Source organism: Alcaligenes aquatilis (genome assembly GCF_003076515.1).
GTDB classification, from domain to species: domain Bacteria; phylum Pseudomonadota; class Gammaproteobacteria; order Burkholderiales; family Burkholderiaceae_B; genus Alcaligenes; species Alcaligenes aquatilis.
The window spans coordinates 1,943,943-1,969,262 of record NZ_CP022390.1 but is presented as its reverse complement, the minus strand read 5'-3'; the positions used below and the strand labels follow the sequence as shown (position 1 = coordinate 1,969,262).

The following is a 25,320-nucleotide window of genomic DNA, read 5'->3' as shown; positions in this document are numbered from 1 at the left end:
GGGACATGAAGCGGCTTTACCCACCACCTTTTATGTTGAGGCTTGAGGCTTGAGGCTTGAGGTATAGGTGGTAGTGGCCATTCAGTCATCCGTTTAGCTCATGAGCGCCTTGCGGTTCTGTCTTGTATCCGCCAGTCGGCATACCCTTTGGCCCGCAGTTCACAAGCCGGGCATTGCCCGCAGCCATATCCCCAGTCATGCAGCGTTTCCCGATTGTTCTGGTAGCAGGTGTGGCTGTCTTCCCGAATCAGTTGTACCAAAGCATCCGAGCCAAGCTGGTGGGCCAATTCCCAGGTGTCGGCCTTGTCCAGCCACATCAATGGTGTTTCCACGGTCAGTGGGCGCTCGATTCCCAGGCTCAATGCCACTTGCAGCGCTTTCAATGTGTTGTCGCGGCAATCCGGGTAGCCCGAATAATCGGTTTCCGACATGCCGCCTACCAGCGTATCCAGGCCCCGGCGGTAGGCCAGGGCACCAGCCAGAGTAAAGAACAGCAGATTGCGACCGGGCACAAAGGTATTGGGCAGACCGTCTTCCTGCATGGCGATCGTCATGGATTCGGTCATGGCGCTGCCACCTATCTGAGCCAGAACATGGGCATCGAGCACATGGTCTTGCCCCAGGCGCTCTGCCCAATGCGGGAACCGTTGGCACAGTTTGTCTTTTAGTGTCTGACGGCACTGCAATTCCGCATGGTTGCGCTGGCCGTAGTCAAAGCCCACGGTTTCCACAAAGGCAAAGCGGTCCAGAGCCCAGGCCAGGCAGGTAGCCGAATCCTGTCCGCCTGAAAACAAAACCAGGGCCCGGCGGTGTGGAGTGTGCGGCTTCATGCTTTGGCCTGCGCGATGCTTAGGGCGCGGCGCTTCATGGTGCTGATCAGGGAATTGAGCAGCACGCCATACATAGGTACAAACAGCAGCAGGCTGACGCCCAGCTTGATGACGTAATCGACGATGGCAATCTCGCCCCAGTGTTCGGCCATGAAAGGATTGCTGCTATGCCAGAAGGCGATACCGAAAAAGGCCAGCGTATCCAGTGCCTGCCCGAAGACCGAAGCAGCGGCTGGAGCAAGCCACCACTGTTTGTAGTCGCGACGGATGCGGTCAAAGACCTGTACATCCAGCAATTGCCCTAAGACGTAGGCGGCAAAGCTGGCCAAGGCAATACGAAACACAAAGCTGTTGAATTCGCCCAGTGTCTGCAGGCCATTGAATTGGCCTTCATGAAAGAGCACGGAGACCACATAAGAGGCGATGAGGGCCGGAAACATGGCGCGGGTAATCACACGGCGTGCTTCGGACTTGCCCATCAAACGGACGGTCAGGTCGGTAGCCAGAAAAACAAACGGAAAGCTGAAGGCTCCCCACGTGCTATGGAAGCCGAACAATTCAATGGGAAGTTGAACCAGATAATTGCTGGCAATCACAATAAAAATGTGAAAGGCAATGAGAAGTCGCAAGTAGAACGACAGCCGTGAAGACGGCACGGTAGGCAGAGTCATGTCTGGACCTTTTTGGTGGATGGGGTGAGGGAACCCATTGGAAATGGACTGCAACCGACAATTGTACGAGTAGTTGCGGTTCAAGGGAATAATTGGTGGCCACAAGTGTAGCGCGCAGCTCGGCTGCGCTTATACGTCAGGCTTGATGAGGCTTATGGCCTACAACATAAGAGGCCTTGCATGCCAATCAAGCCTGCTTGCCAATGCCATTGAGCTTGATTGCCTGATTTCAAGGGGGCGTGCTCAGGCAGACACGGGTTGCAGGCGCTCTATTAATAAGCGTTTGTGCAGGAGGCGGACTTCTTCAAAGGGTACAGGCGAGTGTTGCGGTCCTAAAACCAGCAAAACCATTAACCACATCAGGGAAGGGGAGGCCGCCTGGAGGTAGTCTGAGGAGCTGACATCGGGGCGGATAAGCCCTCGTTGGATACCCAACTGAAAAAAAGCCTGGTTGGCCGTGTAGTTCTGGTCCAAGAGTTGTTGGCCCCAATACTGGGCCAGATCGGGGACACGACCGCTTTCGGTCATTAACAGCCTGAACATGGCTTGCACGTCCGGATTGGACAGGCGCTCATAGAGTTGATTGAGATACTCATCCACGAGACAGGACAGGGTGGCTGCCTCGCAGGTATCGGAAAGTTCAAAGGTGTTGCCTTCGGGGGGCAGCAGCGTGCTGCGGAGCATGTCCTCGAATACGTCATCTTTGCTGTTGTAGTGCGCGTAAATGCCGGACTTGGAGATTCCAGCGCGGGCGGCAATGCGCTCGAGCGAGGTTCCCAAAAAACCCCGGTGAGAAAATTCGTCAAAAGCTGCTTTCAGGATTTCGCGTTTACGCTCGGCCGAGGGCAGGTAACGTCGCTTGTTTGTGCTTTCGTTTTTATGAAGTTTATTTTGGTGTGTGTCTGTCATGTCATCCTGTGTGGATGGGCAAGATATGGGGCCTGCAGTATATCAGGCTGCTTTTCTCAGACCGCTGGCAAGCTACGTTCCATGAGACGTGACGTTTTGCTTGTTTTGTCACATAGTTGCAGAAATAATAGTTCTGCTCTGTGCTTTGGGGGCGCGGGTTTAACTGAAATGCAGCGTTTTGTTTTCTAAAACCTTTTTTAAAAATGTTTTATTTGTTTTTTACTGATTTTCATTTCCTTATTTCATAACAAGCACGGTATAACAACAAATGGGGCTGACGTTGGCGGTTTTTTATCTGTCATGAACTTGATCTAACGCAAAGGTTTTTTATAGCTTCTTGTTAAAAGACCTGTATGCAAAAAGTTTAGATGTAAACTGGTGTATTATTAAAAAGACTAAGCAGTCGTATCTGTTTTTTGTGTACTTTTTGCGGAGTGGCAATGGTTAGCAGGCAGTCCCATGATCAGGCTGAACAGTTAGACGCATCCGCACGAGCCGCCTGGGCTCGTATCTGGAGTTCCATCTCCCCCGAATCACAATTTCTTGCCTGGATGGACTGGATACGTCATCTGGCCCTTAGCCCCGGCAAACAAGAGCAGTTACGGCAGTTGGCCCAAAATCAGTGGGAACAGTTGTTCCGCGAATGGAGCCAAGAACTGGCTGCATCGACCCAACAGTCCTCGCAAACTGCTCAACCAGCCCCCACGCCAGCCTACACAGACCGCCGTTTTTCTGATCCTGCCTGGGACCGCTGGCCTTTTAATTTGTTGCGACAAACCTATCAGGCGCAACAGCAATGGTGGCAAAGCGCCACGGAAGGTGTGGCCGGTGTTGAGCCCCATCATCAAAAACTAATTGCCTTTGGTGTCGAGCAATGGCTGAACATGCTCAGCCCCAGCAATTTTGCCTGGACGAACCCGCTGGTGTGGGACAAAACCCTTGCAGAGCACGGAGATAACTTTAGCCGTGGTCTGACAAACTGGCAGCAGGATATGCAAGCCCAGTTCGCCGGTGAGCCTTCTGTAGGTGCGCAAGACTTCGTGGTTGGCAAGGATGTGGCGGCCACTCCGGGCAAGGTTGTATTGCGTAATGAACTGGTTGAACTGATCCAGTACGCGCCAACGACCAAACAGGTTCATCCAGAGCCGGTTCTGATCGTGCCGGCCTGGATCATGAAGTACTACATTCTGGATCTGTCCGAGCACAACTCCCTGATCAAATATCTGGTGGATCAAGGTCATACCGTGTTTTGCTTATCCTGGAAAAACCCCGTTGCCCAAGATCATGCGTTCGGGATGGACGACTACATTCGCCTGGGCTGGAAGGCTAGCCTGGATGCGGTCAACGCCATTGTTCCCGGCCAGAAAATCCACGCGACCGGCTATTGCCTGGGCGGCACCTTGCTGGCCATTGCGGCCGCTGCCATGGCACGCGATGGTGATGACAGGCTTGCCTCCCTGACTTTTTTTGCCGCCCAAACCGACTTTTCCGAGCCTGGCGATTTGTCCCTGTTTATTGACGAGAGCCAGGTCAGCCTGCTGGAAGCCCAGATGGCTGATGAAGGGTACTTACGCGCCAATCAGATGGAAGTTGCTTTTCAAATGCTGCGTTCCGCTGATCTACTGTGGGCGCCCATGGTGAGTAAGTATTTATTGGGCGAACGTCGCCCCTTGAGTGACTTGATGGCCTGGAATGCAGATGCCACGCGTATGCCAGCCACCATGCACTCGCAGTATTTGCGCCGCATGTATTTAAATAATGATTTAAGTCAAAACCGTTACCCGGTTCAAGGCCGTATTGTTTCATTGTCGCAAGTTAATTTGCCTATTTTTTGTGTCGGCACGGTTTCCGATCACGTAGCACCCTGGCGCTCTGTTTATAAACTGCATTATCTGGTCCCTTCTGAGATCACCTTTGTCTTGACCACAGGCGGGCATAACGCCGGAATTGTCAGCGAACCGGGTCATCCCCGTCGCAAATATCAGATTCATACCCGCGCAGCAGGCACTGCGCCCATTTTGGTGGACGATTGGCAGGCCCAAGCCGCCTCCCATCAGGGCTCCTGGTGGCTCGCCTGGGCTGAATGGCTGAAAACCCGTTCGGGTGCGAATGTGAAGCCACCGCAAATGGGGGCAGCTAAACAGGGTTATCCACCTGTCGGTCCGGCACCCGGTCAATACGTATTAGTGAAGTAAGCAGTCAGCTCATACACGCTCTCTTTCGAGCTGAGCTTTTCGCGCTGTTTTATGTCGGCGATGGGGACAAAACCTATCGCTGACGTGCTGTTTTGCCTGGACGGCAGTTTTCTTTTTCTCATTAGGCATGTTTTCCCATGGCCCCACAGATCTCTGATTTGAGTATCAAGTATCGAAGTGCTGCGCGTCGCCCTCATTTCGCGCTGGCTGCCTTGCTGCTGACCTTAGCGGGTTGTTCCTCGATGGCACCCGATTACCAGCAGCCCGCCGCCCCCGTTCCGCAAGCCTATTCGGACTTGTCTGCAGAGCAGGCAAATGCGGCGCGAGCGCGTGACCTGGGCTGGCGCCAATACTTTACAGATCCGATTCTGAGCAAGCTCATTGAGACGGCACTGAACCATAACCGTGATATGCGCGTGGCTGTGCTACGGGTAGATGAGGCTCGCGCCATGCTGAATTTGCAGCGCAGCGAACGCTTTCCTGAATTTACCGTGGGTGGTCAGACTGCGCGTTCGCGTGTGCCAGGCGATATGAACCCGAGCGGCCAGGCCGTGACGGGCGGCGATTACCGCGCCCAGGTCGGTTTGACCAGTTGGGAGCTGGATTTGTGGGGGCGTGTACGTAGTCTGGAAGATGCCGCCTTGCAGGGCTGGCTGGCTACCGAGGCAGGCCGACAAGCCGCGCATGTGGCTTTGGTCTCGCAAGTGGCCATTAACTATATTGTGGTGCGCGAGCTCGATGAGCGCGTGCAGATCGCTCGTAAAAGTGTGGAGACGCGTCAGGAGTCCTACCGTATTTTCTCCCGCCGCTATGAGGTAGGAGCAACGTCCAAGCTGGATGTGACTCAGGTCCAAACCTTGCTGACGCAAGCCCAGTCCATGCTGGCCCAACTGGAGCAGCAACGTGCTGTGCAATTGCATGCCTTGCAACAACTACTGGGTGCTGATCCGGGAGTGCCTCTAACGGGGACGCCTTTAAATGACACGCTCATGTTGGCCGAGCTGGCTCCCGGTTTGCCTTCTGACCTGATGATCTGGCGGCCCGACATTATTGCGGCTGAACATAAGTTGCGGGCAGCCAACGCCAATATTGGTGCAGCCCGCGCTGCTTTTTTCCCGCGCATTGCCTTGACCGGCAATTTCGGCACAGCCAGCGCTGAGCTCGATGGCTTGTTTGAATCCGGCAGCAAAGCCTGGATGTTCGCTCCCACGATTTCCCTGCCTATCTTTGATGGTGGCCGTCGCAGCGCCAATCTGGACGTCTCTTACGTGCGTCGTGATATGCGTATCGCCGAGTACGAGAAAGCGATTCAAACCGCTTTCCGTGAAGTGTCGGATGCTTTGTCGACGCGTCGTTGGTTAAGTCAGCAACTGGAAGTGCAACTGGTGGCCCGTAGCGCTCAGACTGAGCGCGCCCGTCTGGCACAGATGCGTTACGACAACGGTTCAGCCGCCTATCTGGAAGTGCTGGATGCGCAGCGCGACCTGCTGGATGTGGAGCAGCAAGTGGTGCAAACGCGCCGTGCGCTCCTGGCCAGCCAGATTGCCATGTATAGCGCCTTGGGCGGTGGGCTGGATCCTGCCGAGCCCCTGACCAACACCCATAACTCCTCTCCATCGAATCCATCCTCGAGCCAGCTATGAGCAAACCATCTTCGTTGAAAAAAAATCTTGTTCCCGTCCTAATCGTTGCCGGGGTGTTGGGCCTGGGCTGGTGGGCATGGCAGAAAATGTCCGATACGGGCCCTGGAGAAGGTTTTGTCAGTGGTAATGGCCGTATCGAAGCGACCGAGATTGATATCTCTACCAAGTTTGCCGGACGTATCCAGAGTATTGCTGCCCATGAGGGCGACTTTGTGAAGGAAGGCCAAGTGCTGGCCATCATGCAGCAAGACAGTTTGGAAGCGGCTCGTGACGAAGCGGTGGCTGGTTTGCGTCAGGCCGAAAACAATGTGGCGGCCTCTCAGGCGCAAGTTGCCTTGCGTGAAAGCGATGCTATCGCCGCCAAAGCCCTGATTGGTCAACGTGAGTCGGAGCTGGATGCGGCCCAGCGCCGTCTGGCCCGTTCCACGACCTTGGCCAAAGAAGGGGCTGCCTCCGCGCAGGAGCTGGATGATGACCGTGCGCGTGTGCGTGGTGCTCAGGCGGCGGTTGCTGCCACCAAGGCCCAGGCCAATGCAGCGCAAGCCGCCATTAACGCCGCTAAAGCTCAGTTGATTGGTGCGCAGTCGGCGGTGGAAGCTGCCACTGCGGCTGTTGCCCGTATTGAAGCCGACTTGCGTGACAGCAAGCTGGTCAGCCCCCGAGATGGACGAGTGCAAATTCGCGTTGCTCAGCCCGGTGAAATATTGGGTGCCGGTGGCCGTGTGTTGAACGTGCTGGACCTGTCTGATGTGTACATGACTTTCTTCTTGCCCAGCGAAGTGGCCGGCAGGGTGGCTCTGGGTACAGAGGTCCGTCTCGTGCTCGATGCCATCCCTGATATTCCGGTTCCTGCTACCGTGTCCTTTGTGGCCAGTTCGGCCCAATTCACCCCAAAAAGTGTAGAAACAGCCTCGGAGCGTCAAAAATTGATGTTCCGCGTCAAGGCTCAGATTGCCCCCGAGTTGCTGAAAAAGCACCTGGAGCAAGTTAAAACTGGCTTGCCTGGTGTGGCCTGGGTGAAGCTGGATCCTAATGCCAACTGGCCTGAGTCGCTGACTTCTACCTTGACGGAGTAAACCATGCTCAAGCAGCAAGCGGCGACTGTTGCTCGCGTTGTTGGGCTCAGCCAGCGTTATGGTGACACGCTCGCACTGGATCGGTTAAGCCTGGATGTTCCTGCTGCTTGCATGGTCGGACTGATTGGCCCTGACGGTGTGGGCAAGTCCAGCTTGCTGTCCCTGCTGGCCGGTGCCCGCATGATTCAGGAAGGCCATATTGAGGTGCTGGGTGGCGATATGGCGGAAAAAAGTCATCGCGACCAGATTTGCCCGCGCATTGCCTACATGCCTCAAGGTCTGGGCAAGAATTTGTATCCCACTTTGTCAGTGGAAGAAAACCTGCAGTTCTTTGGCCGTTTGTTTGGGCACGATGCGGCCGAGCGGCGCCGTCGTATTGACGATTTGACGCGCAGTACCGGACTACATCCTTTTCTTACCCGGCCTGCAGGCAAGCTTTCGGGCGGTATGAAGCAAAAGCTGGGTCTGTGCTGCGCCTTGATTCACGACCCGGATTTCCTGCTGCTGGACGAGCCTACCACCGGTGTGGACCCGCTGGCCCGCAAGCAGTTCTGGGATTTGATCGAGCGTATTCGCATCGAGCGCCCCAGCATGAGCGTGATTGTGGCCACGGCCTATATGGACGAGGCCCAGCGGTTTGACTGGCTGGTCGCCATGGATGATGGCCAGATTCTGGCAACGGGTTCACCCAAAGAGTTGCTGGAACGCACGGAAAGCCAAAGCCTGGAACAGGCTTTTATCCGCCTCTTGCCCGAGGACAAGCGCCAAGGACACAAAGCAGTAGAAATCCCGCCGCTGGATGTGGACGCAGACGATATTGCCATTGAAGCCGAGGGGCTGACGATTCGGTTTGGCGACTTTACCGCCGTGGACAATGTGTCTTTTCGGATTCGACGCGGCGAGATTTTCGGTTTTCTGGGATCGAATGGTTGCGGCAAGTCCACCACCATGAAGATGCTGACCGGCTTGCTGCCCGCATCCGAAGGTCAGGCCTGGCTGTTCGGCCACGAGGTGAACCCCAAGGACATTGATACCCGTCGTCGTGTGGGTTACATGTCGCAGGCTTTCTCTCTGTACAGCGAGCTGACGGTTCGACAAAACCTGGTGCTGCACGCCCAGTTGTTCCACGTTCCCGAGGATGAGGTGGATGGCCGTGTGGCCGAAATGGTGGAGCGCTTCGAGCTGGGGCAGATTCTGGACCGCCTGCCCGATGCAATTCCTTTGGGTATGCGCCAGCGTTTGTCTTTGGCCGTGGCCATGGTGCACAAGCCGGAACTGCTGATTCTGGATGAACCGACCTCTGGGGTGGACCCGGTCGCGCGCGACAATTTCTGGCGTTTGTTGATTGAGCTGTCGCGTCGCGACAAGGTCACGATTTTTATCTCGACTCACTTCATGAACGAGGCCGAGCGGTGCGACCGCATGTCCATGATGCACGCCGGTAAGGTGCTCGATAGTGACACCCCTGCCAATCTGGTGAAAAAACGGGACGCAGCGAGTCTGGAAGAAGCGTTTATCGGCTATTTGCTGGAGGCCAGTGGACCGGAAGCTGACGTAGAGCCAGCTACCGAGCAAGTCACCGTAGCCCAGGAACATAGCGACAAGCGCGATCACTTCAGTCTGCAACGTCTGTTGAGTTATACCTGGCGTGAAGCCCTGGAACTGCGTCGTGACCCGGTGCGCGCCACCTTGGCCTTGGCCGGTTCTTTGATTTTGTTGTTTGTGATGGGTTTTGGTATTACGCTGGATGTAGAGGATTTGCGCTATGCCGTCTTGGACCGTGACCAAACCAGTATCAGCCAGAACTATACCTTGAACCTGTCCGGTTCACGCTACTTTCTGGAACAGCCCCCGTTAACGGACTATCAGGATCTGGATGACCGCATGCGGCGTGGCAAGATTGCGCTGGCCATTGAAATCCCGCCCGGTTTTGGGCGTGATGTTTTACGTGGCAGCAAGCCTGAAATTGCCGCCTGGGTAGATGGTTCCATGCCTACCCGGGCCGAGACCATCCAGGGGTATGTGAAAGCCATGCACCAGCAATGGCTGGTGACACAAGCCAAGGAACGCCTGGGGGCAGGGGCCTTGGTGGTTCCCGCCAGTATTCAGGACCGTTATCGCTACAACCCGGACGTCAAGAGCTTGCCCGCCATGGTGCCGGCCGTGATCCCGGTGCTCTTGCTGATGTTGCCCGCCATGCTGACCGCGCTGTCTGTGGTGCGCGAAAAGGAGCTGGGTTCCATCATCAATCTGTACGTCACGCCGGTGACGCGAGTGGAGTTTTTGCTGGGCAAGCAGATTCCCTATATCGGCTTGGCGATGGTCAATTTTTTGTGCATGTGTTTGTTGGCGATCACGGTGTTCGACGTGCCTATCAAGGGCAGCTTTTTGACTTTGAGCGTGGCCACCTTGATGTTTTGCGTGATTTCAACCGGCATGGGCCTGGTCGCATCCACCGTCACCAAGAGTCAGATCGCTGCCATGTTCTTTGCCATGATCGGCACCATGCTGCCCGCCGTGCAGATATCGGGTTTACTCAATCCCGTGTCCTCCATGGAAGGGATCAGTCGCTGGGCAGGCGAAATTTACCCGGCGACACATATGTTCAACATCAGCCGTGGGGTATTTAACAAGGCCCTGACGTTCTCGGACTTGCAGGGCGCCTTGCTGGCCCTGGCGCTGGCGATTCCGGTGGTCCTGGGTGCGGCGGTCATGCTGCTGAAAAAGCAGGAGAAGTGAGATGAGAAAACTCAAGAATGTGCTGTTGCTGGGCCGCAAGGAACTATGGAGTCTGGCCCGCGACCCCATGATGCTGTTGCTCATCGTGTATGTGTTTTCGGTCTCGATTTACACCTCGGCCACGGCCCAGCCCGAAACCTTGAACAATGCGCCTATTGCGATTGTGGATCAGGACCAAAGCCCCTTATCCGCGCGTATTACGTCGGCTTTCTATCCGCCGGAATTTATTCACCCGCGCATGATCGAGTACGACGAAATGGACTCGGGCATGGATACCGGGGCCTTTACCTTTGTGCTGAATATTCCGCCGAATTTCCAGCGCGATGTGCTGGCCGGACGCAGCCCCGAGGTGCAGTTGAACATTGATGCCACCCGCATGAGTCAGGCCTTTACTGGCAATAACTACATCCAGCAGGTGGTGATGGGCGAGGTCAACGAGTTCGTGCGGCGATATCGCAGCGTTGACACCCTGCCGGTGGATCTGGCTTTGCGGGTGCGCTTTAACCCTACCTTGGAAAAAGCCTGGTTCGGCAGTATTGCCGAGGTCATCAACTCGGTCGCCATGCTGTCCATCATTCTGACTGGCGCTGCCCTGATTCGTGAGCGCGAACACGGCACCATTGAACACTTGCTGGTGATGCCCGTCACACCGGGCGAGATCATGGCGTCCAAGGTAACGGCCATGGGGCTGGTGGTGTTGATTGCGACCGCTGCATCCTTGAACTTCGTGGTGCGTGGCTTGCTGGGCGTACCGATTGAAGGCTCCATCCCTTTGTTCTTGTGCGGCACTGTGCTGTGCTTGTTCGCCATGACCTCCATGGGCATCTATCTGGCCACTTTGTCGCGCAGCATGCCGCAGTTTGGCTTGCTCCTGATGCTGACCTTGCTGCCTATGAACTTGCTCTCGGGCGGACGGACTCCCCGTGAAAGCATGCCTGAAATTGTTCAAAACCTGATGCAACTGGCCCCCACCACGCATTTTGTGTCTCTGGGACAAGCCATTTTGTTTCGTGGCGCCGGTCTTGAAACTGTGTGGCAACCCTTTTTAGCCCTGCTGGTGATCGGAACGGCCTTGTTTGTTCTGTCGCTGCGGCGTTTTCGTAACACCATCTCTCAGATGGCTTGATGGGCTGGGCCCCATTACGGGGCACTTTTTTCCTTTAAGGAGATTTCGATGAGCATGGAAACACTTCCCTTGGATCTGTACAAGGCCAATGTTGAGTTGCAACTGCGTATCACTCGCCTGCTGCAGGAAGGAGGACATCGCTGGCTGGAATCTGTACAGAAGAGCAATTTGCGCAGCATGGAGCAGACCACCGCTGAAATCGAGAGCTTGCTGCAAACCGGCAATTGGCAGTCCTTGGCCGCCTTGCCCGCCGACACCTTCTGGCGTTTGTTCCAGCACGGTGTCAATGACAGCCAGACCATCAATCAGCTTGCGATCGAGAACCAGACTGAATTTACGTCCGGCTTGCAGCAAGCGCTGGAAGCGTGGCAGAAGTCGGTGATGGCGATCGTCAGCGATACCAGCGCGGCGGTGCCTGTGATGGATATTTTCAAGCAGTGGGGCGCACCTTGGGCAACGGCTGCCAGCGCCTCAGACACTAAAAAGGGAGCATAAGCGGTATGTCTACGGTTAAACGCACAGCGTTGGTGACAGGAGGGATGGGTGGTCTGGGCCAAGAGATCGCCCGTGCCCTGCATGATGCGGGCCACCATGTTCTGGTGACTCATTCACGTAGTGAGGCCGATGCCCAGGTCTGGTTAAAAGAGCAGGCCGATGCAGGGTATGTATTTCAGGGCTATCACGTTGACGTGGCCGATTTCGAGTCGTGCCAGCAAATGGCGCAAGCCATTGAGAAGGATGGCCTGCAGGTCGACATCCTGATCAATAACGCCGGTATTACACGTGACGGTACGTTCCGCAAGCTCAGCAAAGACAAGTGGGACGATGTGCTGCGTGTCAATCTGGACTCGGTATTTAACGTGACCAAGCCTTTTATCGACGGCATGCTGGAGCGTGCTTGGGGTCGGGTGATCAATATCTCTTCCATTAACGGTAGCAAGGGGCAGTTCGGTCAAACCAACTACTCGGCCGCCAAGGCAGGGATGCACGGTTTTACCAAAGCGCTGGCTCAGGAAGTGGCGCGTAAGGGCGTCACGGTCAATACCGTCTCTCCTGGTTATCTGGCCACAAAGATGGTCATGGCGGTGCCCGAGGAAGTGCGTAACAGCATTATCGCGGGCATCCCGGTGGGCCGTTTGGGCCAGCCCGAGGAAATAGCCGCTTTGGTGGCTTTTATTGCCAGCGAGGCAGCCGGATTTATGACAGGTAGTAATGTCGCCATGAATGGCGGCCAGCATATGTACTAAGCCCGACCCTGTTCGGCTGCAGCCTGGATGGGCCCGCTTGTCGGGCCTGCGACTTACGAAAGGAATGGATATGCACAAAGATATCGCGATTGTTGCTGCAACTCGCAGCCCCATCGGCCGCTTTCAAGGGGGGCTGTCGACGGTGCCCGCTCATGATTTAAGCGCACAACTGATTCGTGCTGTGCTCCAGAGCACAGGCGTGGCAGCCGAGCAGATTGATGAAGTCATATTGGGCCAGATTCTGACCGCCGGTGCAGGGCAGAATCCGGCCCGTCAGGCAGCGGTCAACGCCGGCCTGCCGTATGAAGTCCCTTCGATGTCTCTGAACAAGCTGTGCGGTTCAGGTTTGAAAGCGGTGAATCTGGCGGCGCAGGCCATCGCCCTGGGTGATGCGGATCTGGTGCTGGCAGGCGGCCAGGAGAGCATGAGCCTGGCCCCGTTTGTCGTACACAAGGCGCGTACCGGCTTGGGTCTGGGCCATGCCATGATGGACGATACCTTGCTGCGTGATGGCCTGACCGATGCCTTCCACAATTATCACATGGGCATTACCGCAGAGAATCTGGCCGAGCGTTACGGCATCAGCCGTGAGCAGCAAGATGCGTTTGCCGTGGAATCCCAGCGTAAAGCTGTCGCCGCTATGGAGGCCGGACGCTTCAAGGACGAGATCACCCCGATCGAGGTTCCTCAGCGCAAAGGCGATCCCGTTCGTGTCGAGGCTGACGAGCAACCTCGTGCACAAACCACCTTGGAGTCCTTGGCCAAGTTGCGTCCCGCCTTCAAAAAAGAGGGTACGGTGACGGCAGGCAATGCATCCACCATCAACGATGGTGCTGCCGTGCTGTTGCTGGCCAGCGCAGAAAAAGCCAAGGAATTGGGCCTGCCTGTTCTGGCCTGGATTCGTGGTTGGGCCAGCACTGGCGTGGACCCGGCCATCATGGGCATTGGTCCTGTGTCGGCCAGTCGCAAGGTCTTGAAGAAGGTGGGCTGGGAGCTGGATCAGTTGGACCTGATCGAAGCCAATGAAGCCTTTGCCGCTCAATCGCTGGCGGTGGCCAAAGACTTGCAGTGGGATATGAACAAGGTCAACGTCAATGGCGGTGCCATTGCTTTGGGTCACCCCATTGGTGCCTCCGGCGCGCGTGTGCTGGTGACACTGGTTCATGAAATGCGTCGCCGTGGTGCCCAGAAAGGTCTGGCCACCTTGTGCATTGGCGGTGGTCAAGGCGTAGCGATTGCTATTGAGGCCGCTTGAACAGATAGCTGATTGAAGGGAGAAGATGATGACAGATAAGTCTCGTGATGACAGCACGGCTTGGTCCTCCTGGATGATGAATCCCTGGAACCTGGGTCAGACCGTCTCCTCGTACTTTGTGGATGCCTGGCAGCGCACCATTCTGTATGCCGACATCGAGCGTCAGGTCGGGGATCAGTACCAGGCCCAACGCAAGCTTGACGTGCCCAATGTGTTGAACTTCCCGGCTGAACTGGTCATGTCGGGTCTGACTCTTCCCCGACCCGTTAACTATCTGATGGTGCGCATTCTGGCACCGGATGATCAGCCTACCGATCCCAGCAAACGTCCTTTCCTGGTGGTAGACCCCCGGGCCGGGCATGGACCGGGCATCGGTGGCTTTAAGTCCGACAGTGAAATCGGTGCTGCGCTGCAAGCCGGGCACCCTTGCTATTTCGTCGGTTTTTTACCTGACCCTGTTCCCGGCCAGACGGTCGAGGACGTGATGCGTGCTCATGCCGCCTTTGTCAGCAAAGCGGCTGAACTGCATCCGGAAAGTCAGGGCAAGCCGGTAGTGATCGGCAATTGTCAGGCAGGCTGGCAGGTCATGATGGCTGCTGCTGTCTGGCCGGAGCTGTTTGGCCCGCTGATTCTGGCCGGCGCGCCCCTGTCCTACTGGGCCGGTCGCAACCCCATGCGTTATGCCGGAGGTTTGCTGGGGGGGAGCTGGTTGACCGCCATGACCAGCGATCTGGGCAATGGCCGTTTTGATGGCGCGTGGCTGGTCAAGAACTTCGAGAACCTGGACCCTGCCAATACCTTGTGGACCAAGCAGTACAACGTGTACGCCAAGGCAGACACTGAGGCCGAACGCTATATCGGCTTCGAGAAGTACTGGGGCGGTTATGTCTTTCTGAACGATGTGGAAATGCAGTACATCGTGGACAATCTGTTCATCGGCAACAAGCTGTCTACGGCTCAGTTACTGACTTCAGATGGCATCCGTATTGATCTGCGTAATATCCGTTCACCGATTGTGGTGTTCAGCTCCTTTGGCGATAACATCACGCCACCAGCACAGGCCCTGGGCTGGATTACCGACCTGTATCTGGACGACGATGATGTACGCAGTCACGACCAGACCATTGTATTTACGACCCATGATCGTATCGGGCATTTAGGTATTTTTGTGTCGGGCAGTGTAGGCAGCAAAGAGCACCGTAAGTTTGCCAGCACCATTGATCAAATTGATCTACTGCCTGCTGGTATTTATCGGGCCACCGTCGAGGAAACACCTGACGACGACACCTTGCTGAACGACCCGTATCTGATGTCGGTGCGTCAAAGCAATCTGGCTGAAATTGCCGAGATTGTGCAACCTGACCCTGAGTCAGACCGTCGCTTTGCTGCGGCTGCACGCTTGTCGGAAATCAATTTGGCTTTCTACAAGAGCACTTTACAGCCGTGGGTCAAAGCTTTGACCACGCCTTATACCGCTGCACTGCTGGAAACCTTGCATCCCATGCGCCTGTCCTACGAATCCTGGACCAGCACCCATCCTTGGGCCGCTACGATTCATCAATGGGCCGAGAACATTAGCCAGCAGCGTCAGACTGTCGACAAAGACAATCTGTTTCTGGAGGCGCAAGAGAATTTCTCCCAAGCCATGGAACGGGTCTTGAATAATTACCGCGACCGTCGCGACAGTATTTATCAGATCTGGTTTGACACGGTGTATGGTTCGCCTTTGCTGATGGCCTTGGCAGGGCATGCGCCGGGTGATTCTGCACCGGCACGCCCGCATCCTGGCAGCTCGCCTGAGCATCTGGCATTTGTGCGTCAGCAAATGCACAGGCTGGACGGTTTGTTGAACGAGGGCGGTTTGCTGGAAGCGGCACTGCGCGGTTTGTTCCATATTGCCAAACAGCGTCACAGCGTTGATGAGCGTTATCACCATGCCGCCATGCGCTTGCGCGAGCAGTACGATACGGGCCACGTTGATATTGAAAAAATGCGCGCAGCGATTCGCGAGCAAGCCTTGGTGCTGGCGCACCACGGTCATAAGGCCGTAGAAGCGATTCCGCATCTGTTGAGCAAACATAAGCCAGAGGAAATCCGTCTGGTAGCGTCCCTGATCAAGAAACTGATCAGTGCGATTGACGAGCAGGATGCCGCCCCCGAGGCGGTGGTCAAGGCCTCTGAAGAAGTGTTGGGCTTGTTCGAGGCAGCGGCTAAACAACAAGAGCAGGGCGGGAAGTCGAGCAGTGCGGACGACAAACCCGTTGCCGAAACGGCCAGCAAGGTCACAACGAAAGCCGCTGCTAAAACGACGCCAGCAGTGGCCAGGAAGTCGGCTGCTCCTGCGTCCGCCAAGCCAAGGACGGCCCAGCCAGTAAGGAAAACGGCTGCGAAATCGACGGGCACATCGTCAACAGGTACGAGCGCTAAAACAGCTGCAACAGCGCCAGTGAAAGCAGCCGCCAAGCCAGCAACAAAACCGCTTGCCCAAACCACGGCAGGCATTCCGGCTCACGCGGCGGCTAAGCCCGCTGTTGACAAGCCTGTCTCTCGCTCCGTAGGGGAGACCAAGGTCGGTGCCGCTACAAAAGCAAAGAGTAATGCCATGGCTAAACCTCAGGCTAAATCGGTAGAACCCAGCAAGGAAACGGGTAAAGCAACTAGCGCTGTCGGGACTCCAGCCGTCAAGTCAGCACCTGCCTCGCCAGCAAGCAAATCCGCCGCCAAGCCTGCAACGACCTCCTTGCCAGCATCCGGGCAAGGCAAGGTGGCGGCCACCAAGCCTGCCAGCACGGGTGCTGCATCCAGGACTCGTCAGCGCAAGTCTTGAGACTGGGTTCCAGTGAATTTTTGAAGGAGTTGTCAGTATGAAGTACTCATTTTCCGGCCATTCTGTTCTGGTGACGGGCGCCGCTTCGGGTATCGGTGCCGCAACGGCCCGCCTGCTGGCGGCCAATGGTCTGTCGGTTGTGGTGTCTGATGTACAGGCCGACGCGGTCCAGGCCGTGGTCAAGGAAATTGAGCAGGCCGGTGGCAAGGCGGTGGCGAACGTGGCCGACGTGACTCAGCCCGATCAGCTGAAAGCCGCTGTTGATGGCGCTATTGAACATTTCGGTGCTTTGCACTTTGCCGTCAATAACGCCGGTGTGGCCGGGGATTCCGGCCCGGCTGGCGAGATGGATCTGGACGGCTGGCGTCGCCTGATCGACATCAACCTGAACGGCGTGGCCTATGGTCTGCGCTATCAGATCCCCGCCATTTTGGCCGCCGGCGGGGGCGCTATCGTCAATATGTCGTCCATCATGGGGCTGGTGGCCAACCCCACTTTGCCCGGCTACAACGCCGCCAAACACGGGGTGATTGGCTTGAGCCGCTCGGCTGCGCTGGAGTATTCCTCCAAAGGTGTACGCATCAACACCATCCACCCCGGTTATGTGGATACGCCGATTCTGTCGGGTTTAGATGATGCCGCCCGTGCAGCACTCGTGGACCAACATCCGATTGGCCGTTTGGGTCATGCCGATGAAATTGCCCACGCGATTGCTTTCCTGCTCTCGGACGGGGCCAGTTTCATGACGGGGGCGTGTATGGTGGCCGATGGCGGGTATACCGCCAAGTAAGCGATCATGGTAGAAGTTCTTTTTTCGTTTGAAGGCATGAATCCGCCACCGTAGCTTGGGACTTAAACCAGTCAAGATGCCGATACTCGATTTTTATACGAGTATCGGCATTTTTCTTATTTCACACCGATGATCCTGATAGTGGTAATTGATACCGAACCGGGCGGCACTCCGGTGCCTGCATGAGCCTCGGTGATGGGGATATGGACTCTTGCAGAACCGCCAATACCTAGCTGTTTGACGATGCTTTGAAATAAGGGGGGCAAATCTTTAGTCAGGCTGGTTTTGCTTTCTCTGGCGGCCAGTATTTCCCCTGTTCCCAGCTCTTCGTCCAGCTCAAACAAGATGTCGCTGCTGGCGGTCACCATGGGTGCTTTGCCTTTGTTCAAGATCTTGTAAACCGTGCCATCCTGCATTTTGACTGCCCCCTTTTCTGCCGCCGCTGCAGCCAGAACCGATTGGGCCTGTTTCTCGTTCTTGGACAGCATGGCCTGTTCCAATAGTTTGTCGACATTGGCCAGTTCTACGGAAATGATGCTGGAGGACAATTGCAGGCGCTGGTCTATCTTGTCGCTAAAACCTTGGGAGAAGGCTTGTAAATCTAGCTTCTTGCCGATAGAGGCCAGTTTCTGTGTCTCGTGTGGCGCACTGTCGGCATACCAGGTACCGATGGCGTAGCTAAGACGAACATCGGCTGATGCCGCATTATTTACAATCATGCGCCTGGGCACGCCAGTGGGTTCGGCCTGGTTTGAGGTCAGAGCTTGTGCGACCAGCCGGTGCTGCAAGTCTTGCTTTGCTGCTTTCAGGTCGTCAATGTCTTTCTTGAGAGAGGCTATTTCAATCGCAGCCTGCCTGCTGTCTTGTGACAGGCCATTGGGCAGGTCGTGGCCACGAGTTTTTTGCAAATTCTCCAGCTCTGATTCCAGGGCATGTTTCTGGTTCAGCTCTTGTTCCAGGCGCTGACTTAAATCCTTGATGCGCGCCAGGTTCTGTTCCTGATCGAGAGCAATGGGGGCCAAGATCATGGAGCCGTCTGGCTCTGCGTGTAGTTGCAGCAACTGTTGTTGCAGTTGGCTGTTCAGGTTTTCGCTATCTGACAAGCGTTGTTGTAAGGCGATCAGTTGTGTGTTGGCCTGATGCAGCTCGTTTCTGAGTAAGGCATGGTGCTCGGCCTGGTTTGTGGTGTTCGGTGTGACGGGGATGGCGTTGGCTCGTGCCGAGTGCTCGTCCCCTTGCGGGCGGGCAAGGCCATCGCCAATGATGTTTTCATGGGCCAAGCGGTCCAGAAGACCAGTGCCAACCGAATGGGACGCCTCGTAAAACAGCAGCAAACTGCAGCAAAGTGCTGCGTTCATGTACTTTCTCATAGCTTGTTCAGGCTTTGAACGCGATCCATCATGTTGGAATAGACAGCGTTATTAATCCGGACACAAACCAGAGATAGCATCTTATTGACTTCGGTCAGCATGACTTCAGAGGCGTTTTCATCAATCAATGCTTCATTGGATTTGTAGACGCCAAAATTCTCGTCAATAGTTTGCATTTGCTGTCGGTATTTTTCGTAGGCAAGCGGATCCAGATCTTTTAGCGCGGCGAATTCTTGATAGCATTTATCTTCCTGGCTGGAGGCAATGGGCGCTTCAGTCGTGTGGGTAGGGGTGGTGGCTTGGCAAGCAGATAAAATAAAGGCGGCCACAATGGCCGCACCGGGAAAGGTAAATCGCATAAATTCCTCGAGATGTTCGACTATCTTTATTCCGTTTTTTGAGGGGCGAGCATTGAATTCGAGCCGTGCTGCAAACCGAGAAAATGGTGGGCCTGGCGCCTGTTTAGGCGATGGTCCGTTCGAATAGAGGCAGTTTGCATTAGCGTGTTGTGTGCATGAAATTGGAACATGCAGATTCAGCTTGCGAAGTAAGAACTATCTGATTTTCATGGCTTTCGATTATTGATGCAGGCAAAAAAATCGCCGCTTTCCATACAGGTCAGCGGCGATTTCATCGATAACGGCGAGTCTGTTGTGATCTTGGCAGACCCGGTTCTAAGGCTTGGTGCTTGTCGTTGTGGGCTGGATATAGAGCAGGGACAGCAGCAATAGCACCAGGCAGATAATGGCGGACAGAATATTGGTGCCGCCCCAGCCAGCAAAGCTGAACAGAAAGGCCGGAGCGAAGGCCCCCAGTGTGGCGCAGATGGAAACCCCCAGATCATTCACACCCTGTACTTCCAGAGAGTGCGGTTTGCCTTCCAGGGCCTGTGTCAGCAAGGCGCTGCCACCCACATAAGTAAAGTTCCAGCCTAAGCCTAGAATCAATAAGGAAAGGCTGAGCGTCGTATAGCTGTGGCCCACGATGTTGATCAGGCTGCTCAAGAGCAAAAGCAAAATACCGGTAATGGCAATGGTTTTCAAACCAAACTTCTGAATCAGAAAGCCGGTAAAGAAAGAAGGGGCGAACATGGCCAGTACATGCCATTGAATCGCGGTGCTGATATCTGAAAAATGTACATGCAGGTGGGACATGTGCATGGAGGCCTGAATCATCAGCAGGTTCATGATGCCGTAGCCAATCGCGGCGATGCAAATGGCGATGGCCAGTGTCTTGTTATGCAGTACCAGGCTTAAGGTCTGGCCACGGTTGCCTGGTTTGCGTGCAGCCTGTTGAGCAGGCTGTATGGGTTTGATGCACAGATTCAGAATGAATGAGACGACGGCCAACACGGTGAAAGCGGCATAGCAGGCGGCAAACTCGGGCCCAAAGCTGCTGGTTTTCAAACCCCGTATCAGCAAAGGGCCCGATACGGCGGCAATCACCCCTCCGGCTACGACCAAGGAAATGGCTCGCGGTTTTAACGCGGCGCTAAGCCCGTCGGTGGCGGCAAAGCGGTTGAAGTTGGCAAAGGCAATATAAATACCCAGTAGGGCATGTGAGGCCACCAGCCAGGAAAACTGCTTCATTTCGATTGCCCAGTAACCGACCACGCCAGAGGCGGCCAAGGGCAGACAGGCCAGCAGAAAGGATTTTTTTCGGCCTATGGCGGCCATCAGCTTGGACGCAGGCAGGGTAAACAGCATCACAAACAGGAACTGAAAACCGTAAGGCACGGTCGATAGCCAGGCTTCGGGCGCCAGACTGCCGCCGACCAGTGCTGCCATGGTGACGGACATGACGGCAGTAGTCAGGTTGATGGATTGGGCCAGGAAATACAGGTAGGTTCGAGATGGAAGATGAGTGGATGTCATGGTGCTGCGCGGTGATAGATAGACCTTTCAAGGGGAACGACTGTCTCGGCTCCAACGGTGGCTGAGTGCGTGAAAACGGTGGGGACCATTTTGTATGTTCACGATGCGCTTGTCTCGAACAGTGGGTGTACTATCCTGAAAACTGTTAGTTAATTTTTTCTAACAGTGTTAAGAGGCAGGCAGCATGGATTTTTATGAGCGTCTGAAGGAAGCGATTGTTCAGGGTGAATGGGCGGTGGGGCAGCCGTTGCCGTCCATCCGCAAGATGATGGCGACAGAAAACCTGAGCCATCACACCGTGGTCAGTGCCTACACCCGTCTGGTTGGCCAGGGGATGCTGGAGGCATTGCAAGGTCGCGGTTATTTTGTGGCTCGCTGGTCTGGTTTGGGGGAGCATTTGCCTCTGTCCCCTTGTGAAGCGGCACGGGACCCTTTGCTCAAGATCTTGCAGGCCAAGCCCGAGCAGTGCAAGTTGGGTTGTGGTTGGTTGCCTGTACCGTGGAGGGATACGGATGCCTTGGCCAAGGCTATACGCAAGACGGCGCGCTCGGGGCGCAGTGGTCTGGTGGAGTATGGAGATATTCAGGGCTATCTGCCGCTGCGCAAGCAGTTGTCCATGCTGTTGCGGCAATCGACCTTGATTGAGGTGTCCCCCCAGCAAATTGTGACGACCTTAGGTGCGACGCAAGCGTTGGATCTGATCGCGCGAATAGTGATTCGTCAGGGTGATTATGTTCTGGTGGATGAGCCTTGTAGCAGCAACCTGATCAAGCTGATCCGCTTGTGTGGGGGTGTGCCTGTCGGTGTGCCGCGCCTGGCCGATGGACCGGATGTGGCGGCTTTGGAGCAGATTCTGCAGGCGCACAAGGTACGGGCGTTTTTCTGCAATAGTACCTTTCATAATCCGACTGGGGCGGGCTTAAGTCCCAAGGTGGCTTTTGCCGTGGTCAAGCTGGCGGCGGAGCACGATTTCCTGATTGTCGAGGATGATGTGTATGGGGATTTCTTCCCCGGTGTGCGGCAGACTTTCGCGGGGCTGGGAGATTTGGAGCATGTGGTTTATATAGGCAGTTTTTCCAAGTCCTTGTCGGCCTCTTTGCGGATTGGCTATATCGCCTGTGGGACGTCGTTGCTCGATCCTTTGATTCGTTTGAAGTTGTTGACCAGCGTGGCTGTGCCAGGGTTTTGTGAGCGTTTCGTCAATACCATTTTGGCCGATGGCACCTATGCGAAACATACGCAGGCAATTCAGCGGCAGTTGATGACGCATCAGCACATTGCACAAAAGGCGTTGACGGAATATGGCTGGGTGTTTGAGGTTCCAGCGCAGGGCGGGATGTTTTTGTGGGTTGGGCACCCGGATATGCCGGATTTGACGGCTTATATAGAGAGGCTGGAACAGCAGGGGATCTTGCTGATGCCGGGGGCCTCGTTTGCTGTAGACAAGGATTTCAGGGACAGGATGCGCCTGAATGTGGCGCATTTGACGCAGGAGGTAATGCCTTGTTTGGGGTGGGTGTAATGCCTGCGCTGTTTGACTTCGTTTAGATTGTTTTCTTGTCTGAAGTGCCTCGGGTTGGTAGCAGGGGGGGCGTTCTGAAAGACGCCATTCGGGCTCGCCCCAGGGCTGAGCGGCTGAGTCCTTGCCGACGCTGCGCGTCGGTCCCCTTGGCAATTGCAGGATACGGGCGCGCCCTTAACTTGCCCGGTGATGTGTCCCCCGGACACATCACAAGCGTCGGGCGCGAACAGAAGGGCGCTTGCCCCCCGTATCCCGCCATCGCCCGCGGCAAGAACTCTGACTCGCCGCTCAGCCACGGGGCGAACGTGAATGGCTTATTGAAAGAAAATAGAGTCCCTTTGTGTTTACGATTTTGATGGCTTTGGCTTTGGCTTTGGCTTTGGCTTTGGCTTTGGCTTTGAACTGGTGGTGGATGCTTTGTCTTTGCCTGGCTTGGTTGGATGTGAGGGGTGTCGGGCCAGTTTGGGTGGGATCAAACGGTCTGAGTCCACTTAAGTGACTGAGCCGACAAGGAGTAGCCCGACGTGTTTGGCGTCCAGCTTGGGGTGCTGAAAGACGAAGATAGCTCAGAGTCGTATTTTTGTTGTTTTCGCTAGCTGGGTCCAAGCTGAACAGATTGCGTCTTTTAGTCGCTTTACTAAAGAAAGCCCTTGTCTGCGGTTGGCGGACAGGGGCTTGTTCCTGTGGGGCTTGGTTTAGCTTACGGTTTCAGGACGGGGTGGTGTCCTGCCAGTGGTTTCATGTTTTCCACGGCGTAGGCGACGTTCAAGATGCGGGCTTCTTCAAAGGCGGGGCCGATGATTTGCAGGCCCACGGGCATGCCCTCAGATATACCGGCGGGTACGGTGATGGCGGGTAGGCCGGTCAGATTGCTGGGGCCGGTAAAGCGGATGCCTTCATCGATGAAGTCCAGGGTTTTGCCGTTGATATTGACGGTATCGGTGCCGATATTGGGTACCTGGCAAGGCAGGGTGGGGGCAATGATGACGTCTACGTCGTTGAAGGTGGCGGTAAATTGCTGTTTCAACGCACGGCGTACTTGCTGGGCTTGCAGGTAGTCGATGCCGCTGAACAGTTCGCCCAGTTCAAACAGGAAGCGGATGTCGCCGCCAAAATCCTCGGGGCGCTTGATCAGGTCCTGGTGGTGGATGGTGGCGGCTTCGGTCAGGCTGACTGCCAGTTCGGCCCATTCGGAGTAGCGCAGGGCGGGGACGTTCAGCGGGATGACTTTGGCCCCTTGTTTTTCCAGGTCGGCCAGGCGGTCACGGATCACTTTTTCGATACCGGCGTCTACGTTCTTGAAGAAATAGTCTTCGATGATGCCGATGCGCAGTCCTTTGACATTCCCATTGAGCGCGTTCAGGTAGGAGCCGACCGGGACCTTGGCGCACGTGGGGTCGCGGCCATCAAAACCGGCAATCACCTCCAGCATGGCGGCGGCGTCCGCGACGGTTTTGGACATGGGGCCAACGTGGTCCAGGGTCCAGGCCAGCGGGTAGACGCCAAATTTACTGACGCGACCATGGGTGGGTTTCAGGCCGACGATGCCGCATGCAGCCGATGGGATACGAATGGAACCGGCGGTGTCAGTACCCAGGGTGTTGTAGGAGCTGTGGGAGGCCACGGCTGCACCCGAGCCACCGCTGGAGCCACCAGGGACGCGGTCGGCATTCCAGGGGTTGTGGACGGCGCCAAAGTGCGGGTTGTTGTTGTCGATGCCCCAGGCGTATTCGTGCATGTTCAGTTTGCCGGTGAAGATCACCCCGGCATCGCGCAGCTTGGTAGCCACGGTCGCATCGTCTTTGGAGACAAAGTCTTTGTGGATTTTGGAGGCCATGGTAGTGACCTCGTTCGCAAAGTAAATATTGTCTTTTAGGGCTAGCGGCACGCCGTGAAACACGCCTTTGTACTTGCCGGCCATGATGTCTTGTTCGGCTTGCTTGGCACTTTTTCTGGCCTGCTCGGCGGTGATGGAGATGTAGGCGTTAGTTTGCTTGTTGGATTGCTCGATGTAGGTCAGCAGATTGTCAGTCACTTCGACAGGGGAAACAGCTTTGTTGCGCAGTTTGTCCGCCAGTTCAATGACGCTCAGTTCAAGTAGGTCTTTATTCATGGTGGTCGCCTCCGGCCAGGTGTTTGATGGCTACGTCTGCATCGTCAATGGCAATGCCTTCCAAATTGCCTTTCATGGCCTGGATCTCACGCCATTTGACCTCCAGCTTCTCCAGATGCTGGGGGCTGGGATGTATCCCTTTCGCCGCCAAGGCGTCTTTCACACTTACCGTCATTTGTCTTCTCCTTGTGGTGGTCATAAAACAGGCATGCATAAATCGCGCGCACAAAAAAAGCCCCACCCCTGGTGTCAGGGAGTGAGGCTTTATTGCCTGCATGTCGCTGGCAACGTTGGCAGCGCATGCATCTGTTTTGGCAGACGAAGATGTCTGCTTATTTAATCTACAAAATATCGATGGCTAAACATACTGGGGTTTACCAGTGGGTCTACAACCATCCGTAATAGTGTATTTCGTCGCCTGTTTTAGAGACTGCCGATGCGCCTTGAGCCCGGCTGGTGCAAGGAGTTCCAGTGCCCCCAGCACCCCATGCTTCCTTATTGCTGGCTGGCGCCCTGCTGCCAGCGTAAATACGCGTGGCGAGTCTGGGCAGAGACGGACTCCAGTACTTTTTGATGCGTGACTTTATGGCGTGCTAGCAAGCGTGCATCGGCCACGGTTTTGGACTTGCAAAACCAGTGACAGCTATGTTGGAACAGATAAAGTTCGGCTGACAAATGATAGGCACGGCTTTTGGGGTCCAACTGCTCGGGATTGTCGACAACATGGCGCAAACCTGCGGCATGAATCTGCAAAAGCTGGCGAAAGTCGCGCGTCATGGACGGGATGATTCGTTCTGCGTAAGGCACACAAAAAGGCAACATGCCCACACGGGTGTTTTCTGCCGGTTCTTTTTGTAGTGCATCGGCCAAGGATTGAATCTGGGTAGCCACGGCGTTTTCAGTCTGGGCAAACATGTCCAGAACCTGCTGTTGGCGCGAGAGATCCTGTTCGCCAATCGCACGGGTATAGCCTTCTGTCAGCGTTTCCATGTGGCGTTCCAACTGAAAGCTGCTCAGATGGTGGCCCAGCAAGATAATGCGCCCGCGTTGATAGCGTGCCCGCACAAAATGAAGGGCAATAGCGGCGATCAGAAGAAGTATGACTGTGTCCATCACTCGTGTTTCCGTGCTGG

General features: G+C 55.6%; 20 protein-coding genes. 11 read left to right on the top strand and 9 right to left on the bottom strand.

Annotated elements, in window-relative coordinates; translation table 11 throughout:
- Positions 1-98: 98 nt before the first annotated feature.
- From queC to CA948_RS09040, 3 genes are all read right to left on the bottom strand, one after another.
- Positions 99-830 carry a 7-cyano-7-deazaguanine synthase QueC gene (queC, locus tag CA948_RS09050; RefSeq protein WP_108727840.1) on the bottom strand — a complete coding sequence of 244 codons (732 nt, stop codon included), beginning with the start codon at positions 828-830 and terminating at the stop codon, positions 99-101.
- Positions 827-1,501 (bottom strand): 7-cyano-7-deazaguanine/7-aminomethyl-7-deazaguanine transporter, encoded by a 675-nt coding sequence (locus CA948_RS09045; RefSeq protein WP_108727839.1) that lies wholly within the window; start codon positions 1,499-1,501, stop codon positions 827-829. Before CA948_RS09045 ends, queC begins: the two co-directional genes overlap by 4 nt.
- Positions 1,502-1,744: 243 nt before the next feature.
- Complete coding sequence (locus CA948_RS09040) at positions 1,745-2,410, bottom strand: TetR/AcrR family transcriptional regulator (protein ID WP_094197458.1); 666 nt, start codon at positions 2,408-2,410, stop codon at positions 1,745-1,747.
- A gap of 440 nt (positions 2,411-2,850) precedes the next feature.
- Between CA948_RS09040 and CA948_RS09035 the strand changes: the two genes are divergently transcribed.
- From CA948_RS09035 to CA948_RS08990, 10 genes are all read left to right on the top strand, one after another.
- Positions 2,851-4,605: a PHA/PHB synthase family protein gene (locus CA948_RS09035; RefSeq protein ID WP_108727838.1), complete on the top strand. Its 1,755-nt coding sequence runs from the start codon at positions 2,851-2,853 to the stop codon at positions 4,603-4,605.
- 137 nt (positions 4,606-4,742) lie between these two features.
- Positions 4,743-6,248 (top strand): efflux transporter outer membrane subunit, encoded by a 1,506-nt coding sequence (locus tag CA948_RS09030; RefSeq protein ID WP_094197456.1) that lies wholly within the window; start codon positions 4,743-4,745, stop codon positions 6,246-6,248.
- The gene (locus CA948_RS09025) at positions 6,245-7,324 is read left to right on the top strand and encodes an HlyD family secretion protein (protein WP_094197455.1); all 1,080 of its coding nucleotides are present in this window, start codon (positions 6,245-6,247) and stop codon (positions 7,322-7,324) included. Before CA948_RS09030 ends, CA948_RS09025 begins: the two co-directional genes overlap by 4 nt.
- A 3-nt stretch (positions 7,325-7,327) precedes the next feature.
- Positions 7,328-10,063, top strand: coding sequence for a ribosome-associated ATPase/putative transporter RbbA (gene rbbA / locus CA948_RS09020; protein WP_108727837.1), 2,736 nt, complete (start codon positions 7,328-7,330; stop codon positions 10,061-10,063).
- Between the two features lies 1 nt (position 10,064).
- Positions 10,065-11,189, top strand: coding sequence for an ABC transporter permease (locus CA948_RS09015; protein ID WP_094197453.1), 1,125 nt, complete (start codon positions 10,065-10,067; stop codon positions 11,187-11,189).
- Between the two features lie 48 nt (positions 11,190-11,237).
- Positions 11,238-11,684 (top strand): phasin family protein, encoded by a 447-nt coding sequence (locus CA948_RS09010; protein WP_094197452.1) that lies wholly within the window; start codon positions 11,238-11,240, stop codon positions 11,682-11,684.
- Between the two features lie 5 nt (positions 11,685-11,689).
- The gene (gene phbB / locus CA948_RS09005) at positions 11,690-12,436 is read left to right on the top strand and encodes an acetoacetyl-CoA reductase (RefSeq protein WP_094197451.1); all 747 of its coding nucleotides are present in this window, start codon (positions 11,690-11,692) and stop codon (positions 12,434-12,436) included.
- A gap of 70 nt (positions 12,437-12,506) precedes the next feature.
- A complete protein-coding gene (locus tag CA948_RS09000) occupies positions 12,507-13,691 on the top strand; it encodes an acetyl-CoA C-acetyltransferase (protein WP_108727836.1) in 1,185 nt (394 codons plus the stop codon).
- Positions 13,692-13,716: 25 nt separating this feature from the next.
- Positions 13,717-16,518, top strand: a complete 2,802-nt coding sequence (locus CA948_RS08995) for a DUF3141 domain-containing protein (protein WP_108727835.1) — start codon at positions 13,717-13,719, stop codon at positions 16,516-16,518.
- Positions 16,519-16,555: 37 nt separating this feature from the next.
- Positions 16,556-17,308: an SDR family NAD(P)-dependent oxidoreductase gene (locus CA948_RS08990; protein WP_108727834.1), complete on the top strand. Its 753-nt coding sequence runs from the start codon at positions 16,556-16,558 to the stop codon at positions 17,306-17,308.
- A 116-nt stretch (positions 17,309-17,424) separates the two neighbouring features.
- Here the strand turns inward: CA948_RS08990 and CA948_RS08985 are convergent, their stop codons facing one another.
- From CA948_RS08985 to CA948_RS08975, 3 genes are all read right to left on the bottom strand, one after another.
- The gene (locus CA948_RS08985) at positions 17,425-18,666 is read right to left on the bottom strand and encodes an FKBP-type peptidyl-prolyl cis-trans isomerase N-terminal domain-containing protein (RefSeq protein ID WP_159086130.1); all 1,242 of its coding nucleotides are present in this window, start codon (positions 18,664-18,666) and stop codon (positions 17,425-17,427) included.
- An 8-nt stretch (positions 18,667-18,674) separates the two neighbouring features.
- Entirely contained in the window at positions 18,675-19,037 is a 363-nt protein-coding gene (locus tag CA948_RS08980) for a hypothetical protein (protein WP_108727832.1), read from the bottom strand.
- Positions 19,038-19,352: 315 nt separating this feature from the next.
- A complete protein-coding gene (locus CA948_RS08975; RefSeq protein WP_094197445.1) occupies positions 19,353-20,552 on the bottom strand; it encodes an MFS transporter in 1,200 nt (399 codons plus the stop codon).
- A 184-nt stretch (positions 20,553-20,736) separates the two neighbouring features.
- On the opposite strand from CA948_RS08975, the gene CA948_RS08970 reads away from it, so the two are divergent.
- On the top strand, positions 20,737-22,074 hold the full coding sequence (locus CA948_RS08970) for an aminotransferase-like domain-containing protein (RefSeq protein ID WP_108727831.1): 1,338 nt from the start codon (positions 20,737-20,739) through the stop codon (positions 22,072-22,074).
- A gap of 700 nt (positions 22,075-22,774) precedes the next feature.
- On the opposite strand, the gene CA948_RS08965 is transcribed toward CA948_RS08970, so the two are convergent.
- The 3 genes from CA948_RS08965 to CA948_RS08955 form a co-directional block, all read right to left on the bottom strand.
- Positions 22,775-24,187: an amidase gene (locus CA948_RS08965; protein WP_108727830.1), complete on the bottom strand. Its 1,413-nt coding sequence runs from the start codon at positions 24,185-24,187 to the stop codon at positions 22,775-22,777.
- On the bottom strand, positions 24,180-24,362 hold the full coding sequence (locus CA948_RS08960; RefSeq protein WP_026484623.1) for a hypothetical protein: 183 nt from the start codon (positions 24,360-24,362) through the stop codon (positions 24,180-24,182). The genes CA948_RS08965 and CA948_RS08960 overlap by 8 nt, the downstream gene beginning before the upstream one ends.
- A gap of 320 nt (positions 24,363-24,682) precedes the next feature.
- Positions 24,683-25,300 (bottom strand): hypothetical protein, encoded by a 618-nt coding sequence (locus tag CA948_RS08955; protein ID WP_108727829.1) that lies wholly within the window; start codon positions 25,298-25,300, stop codon positions 24,683-24,685.
- Between the last annotated feature and the right edge of the window lie 20 nt (positions 25,301-25,320).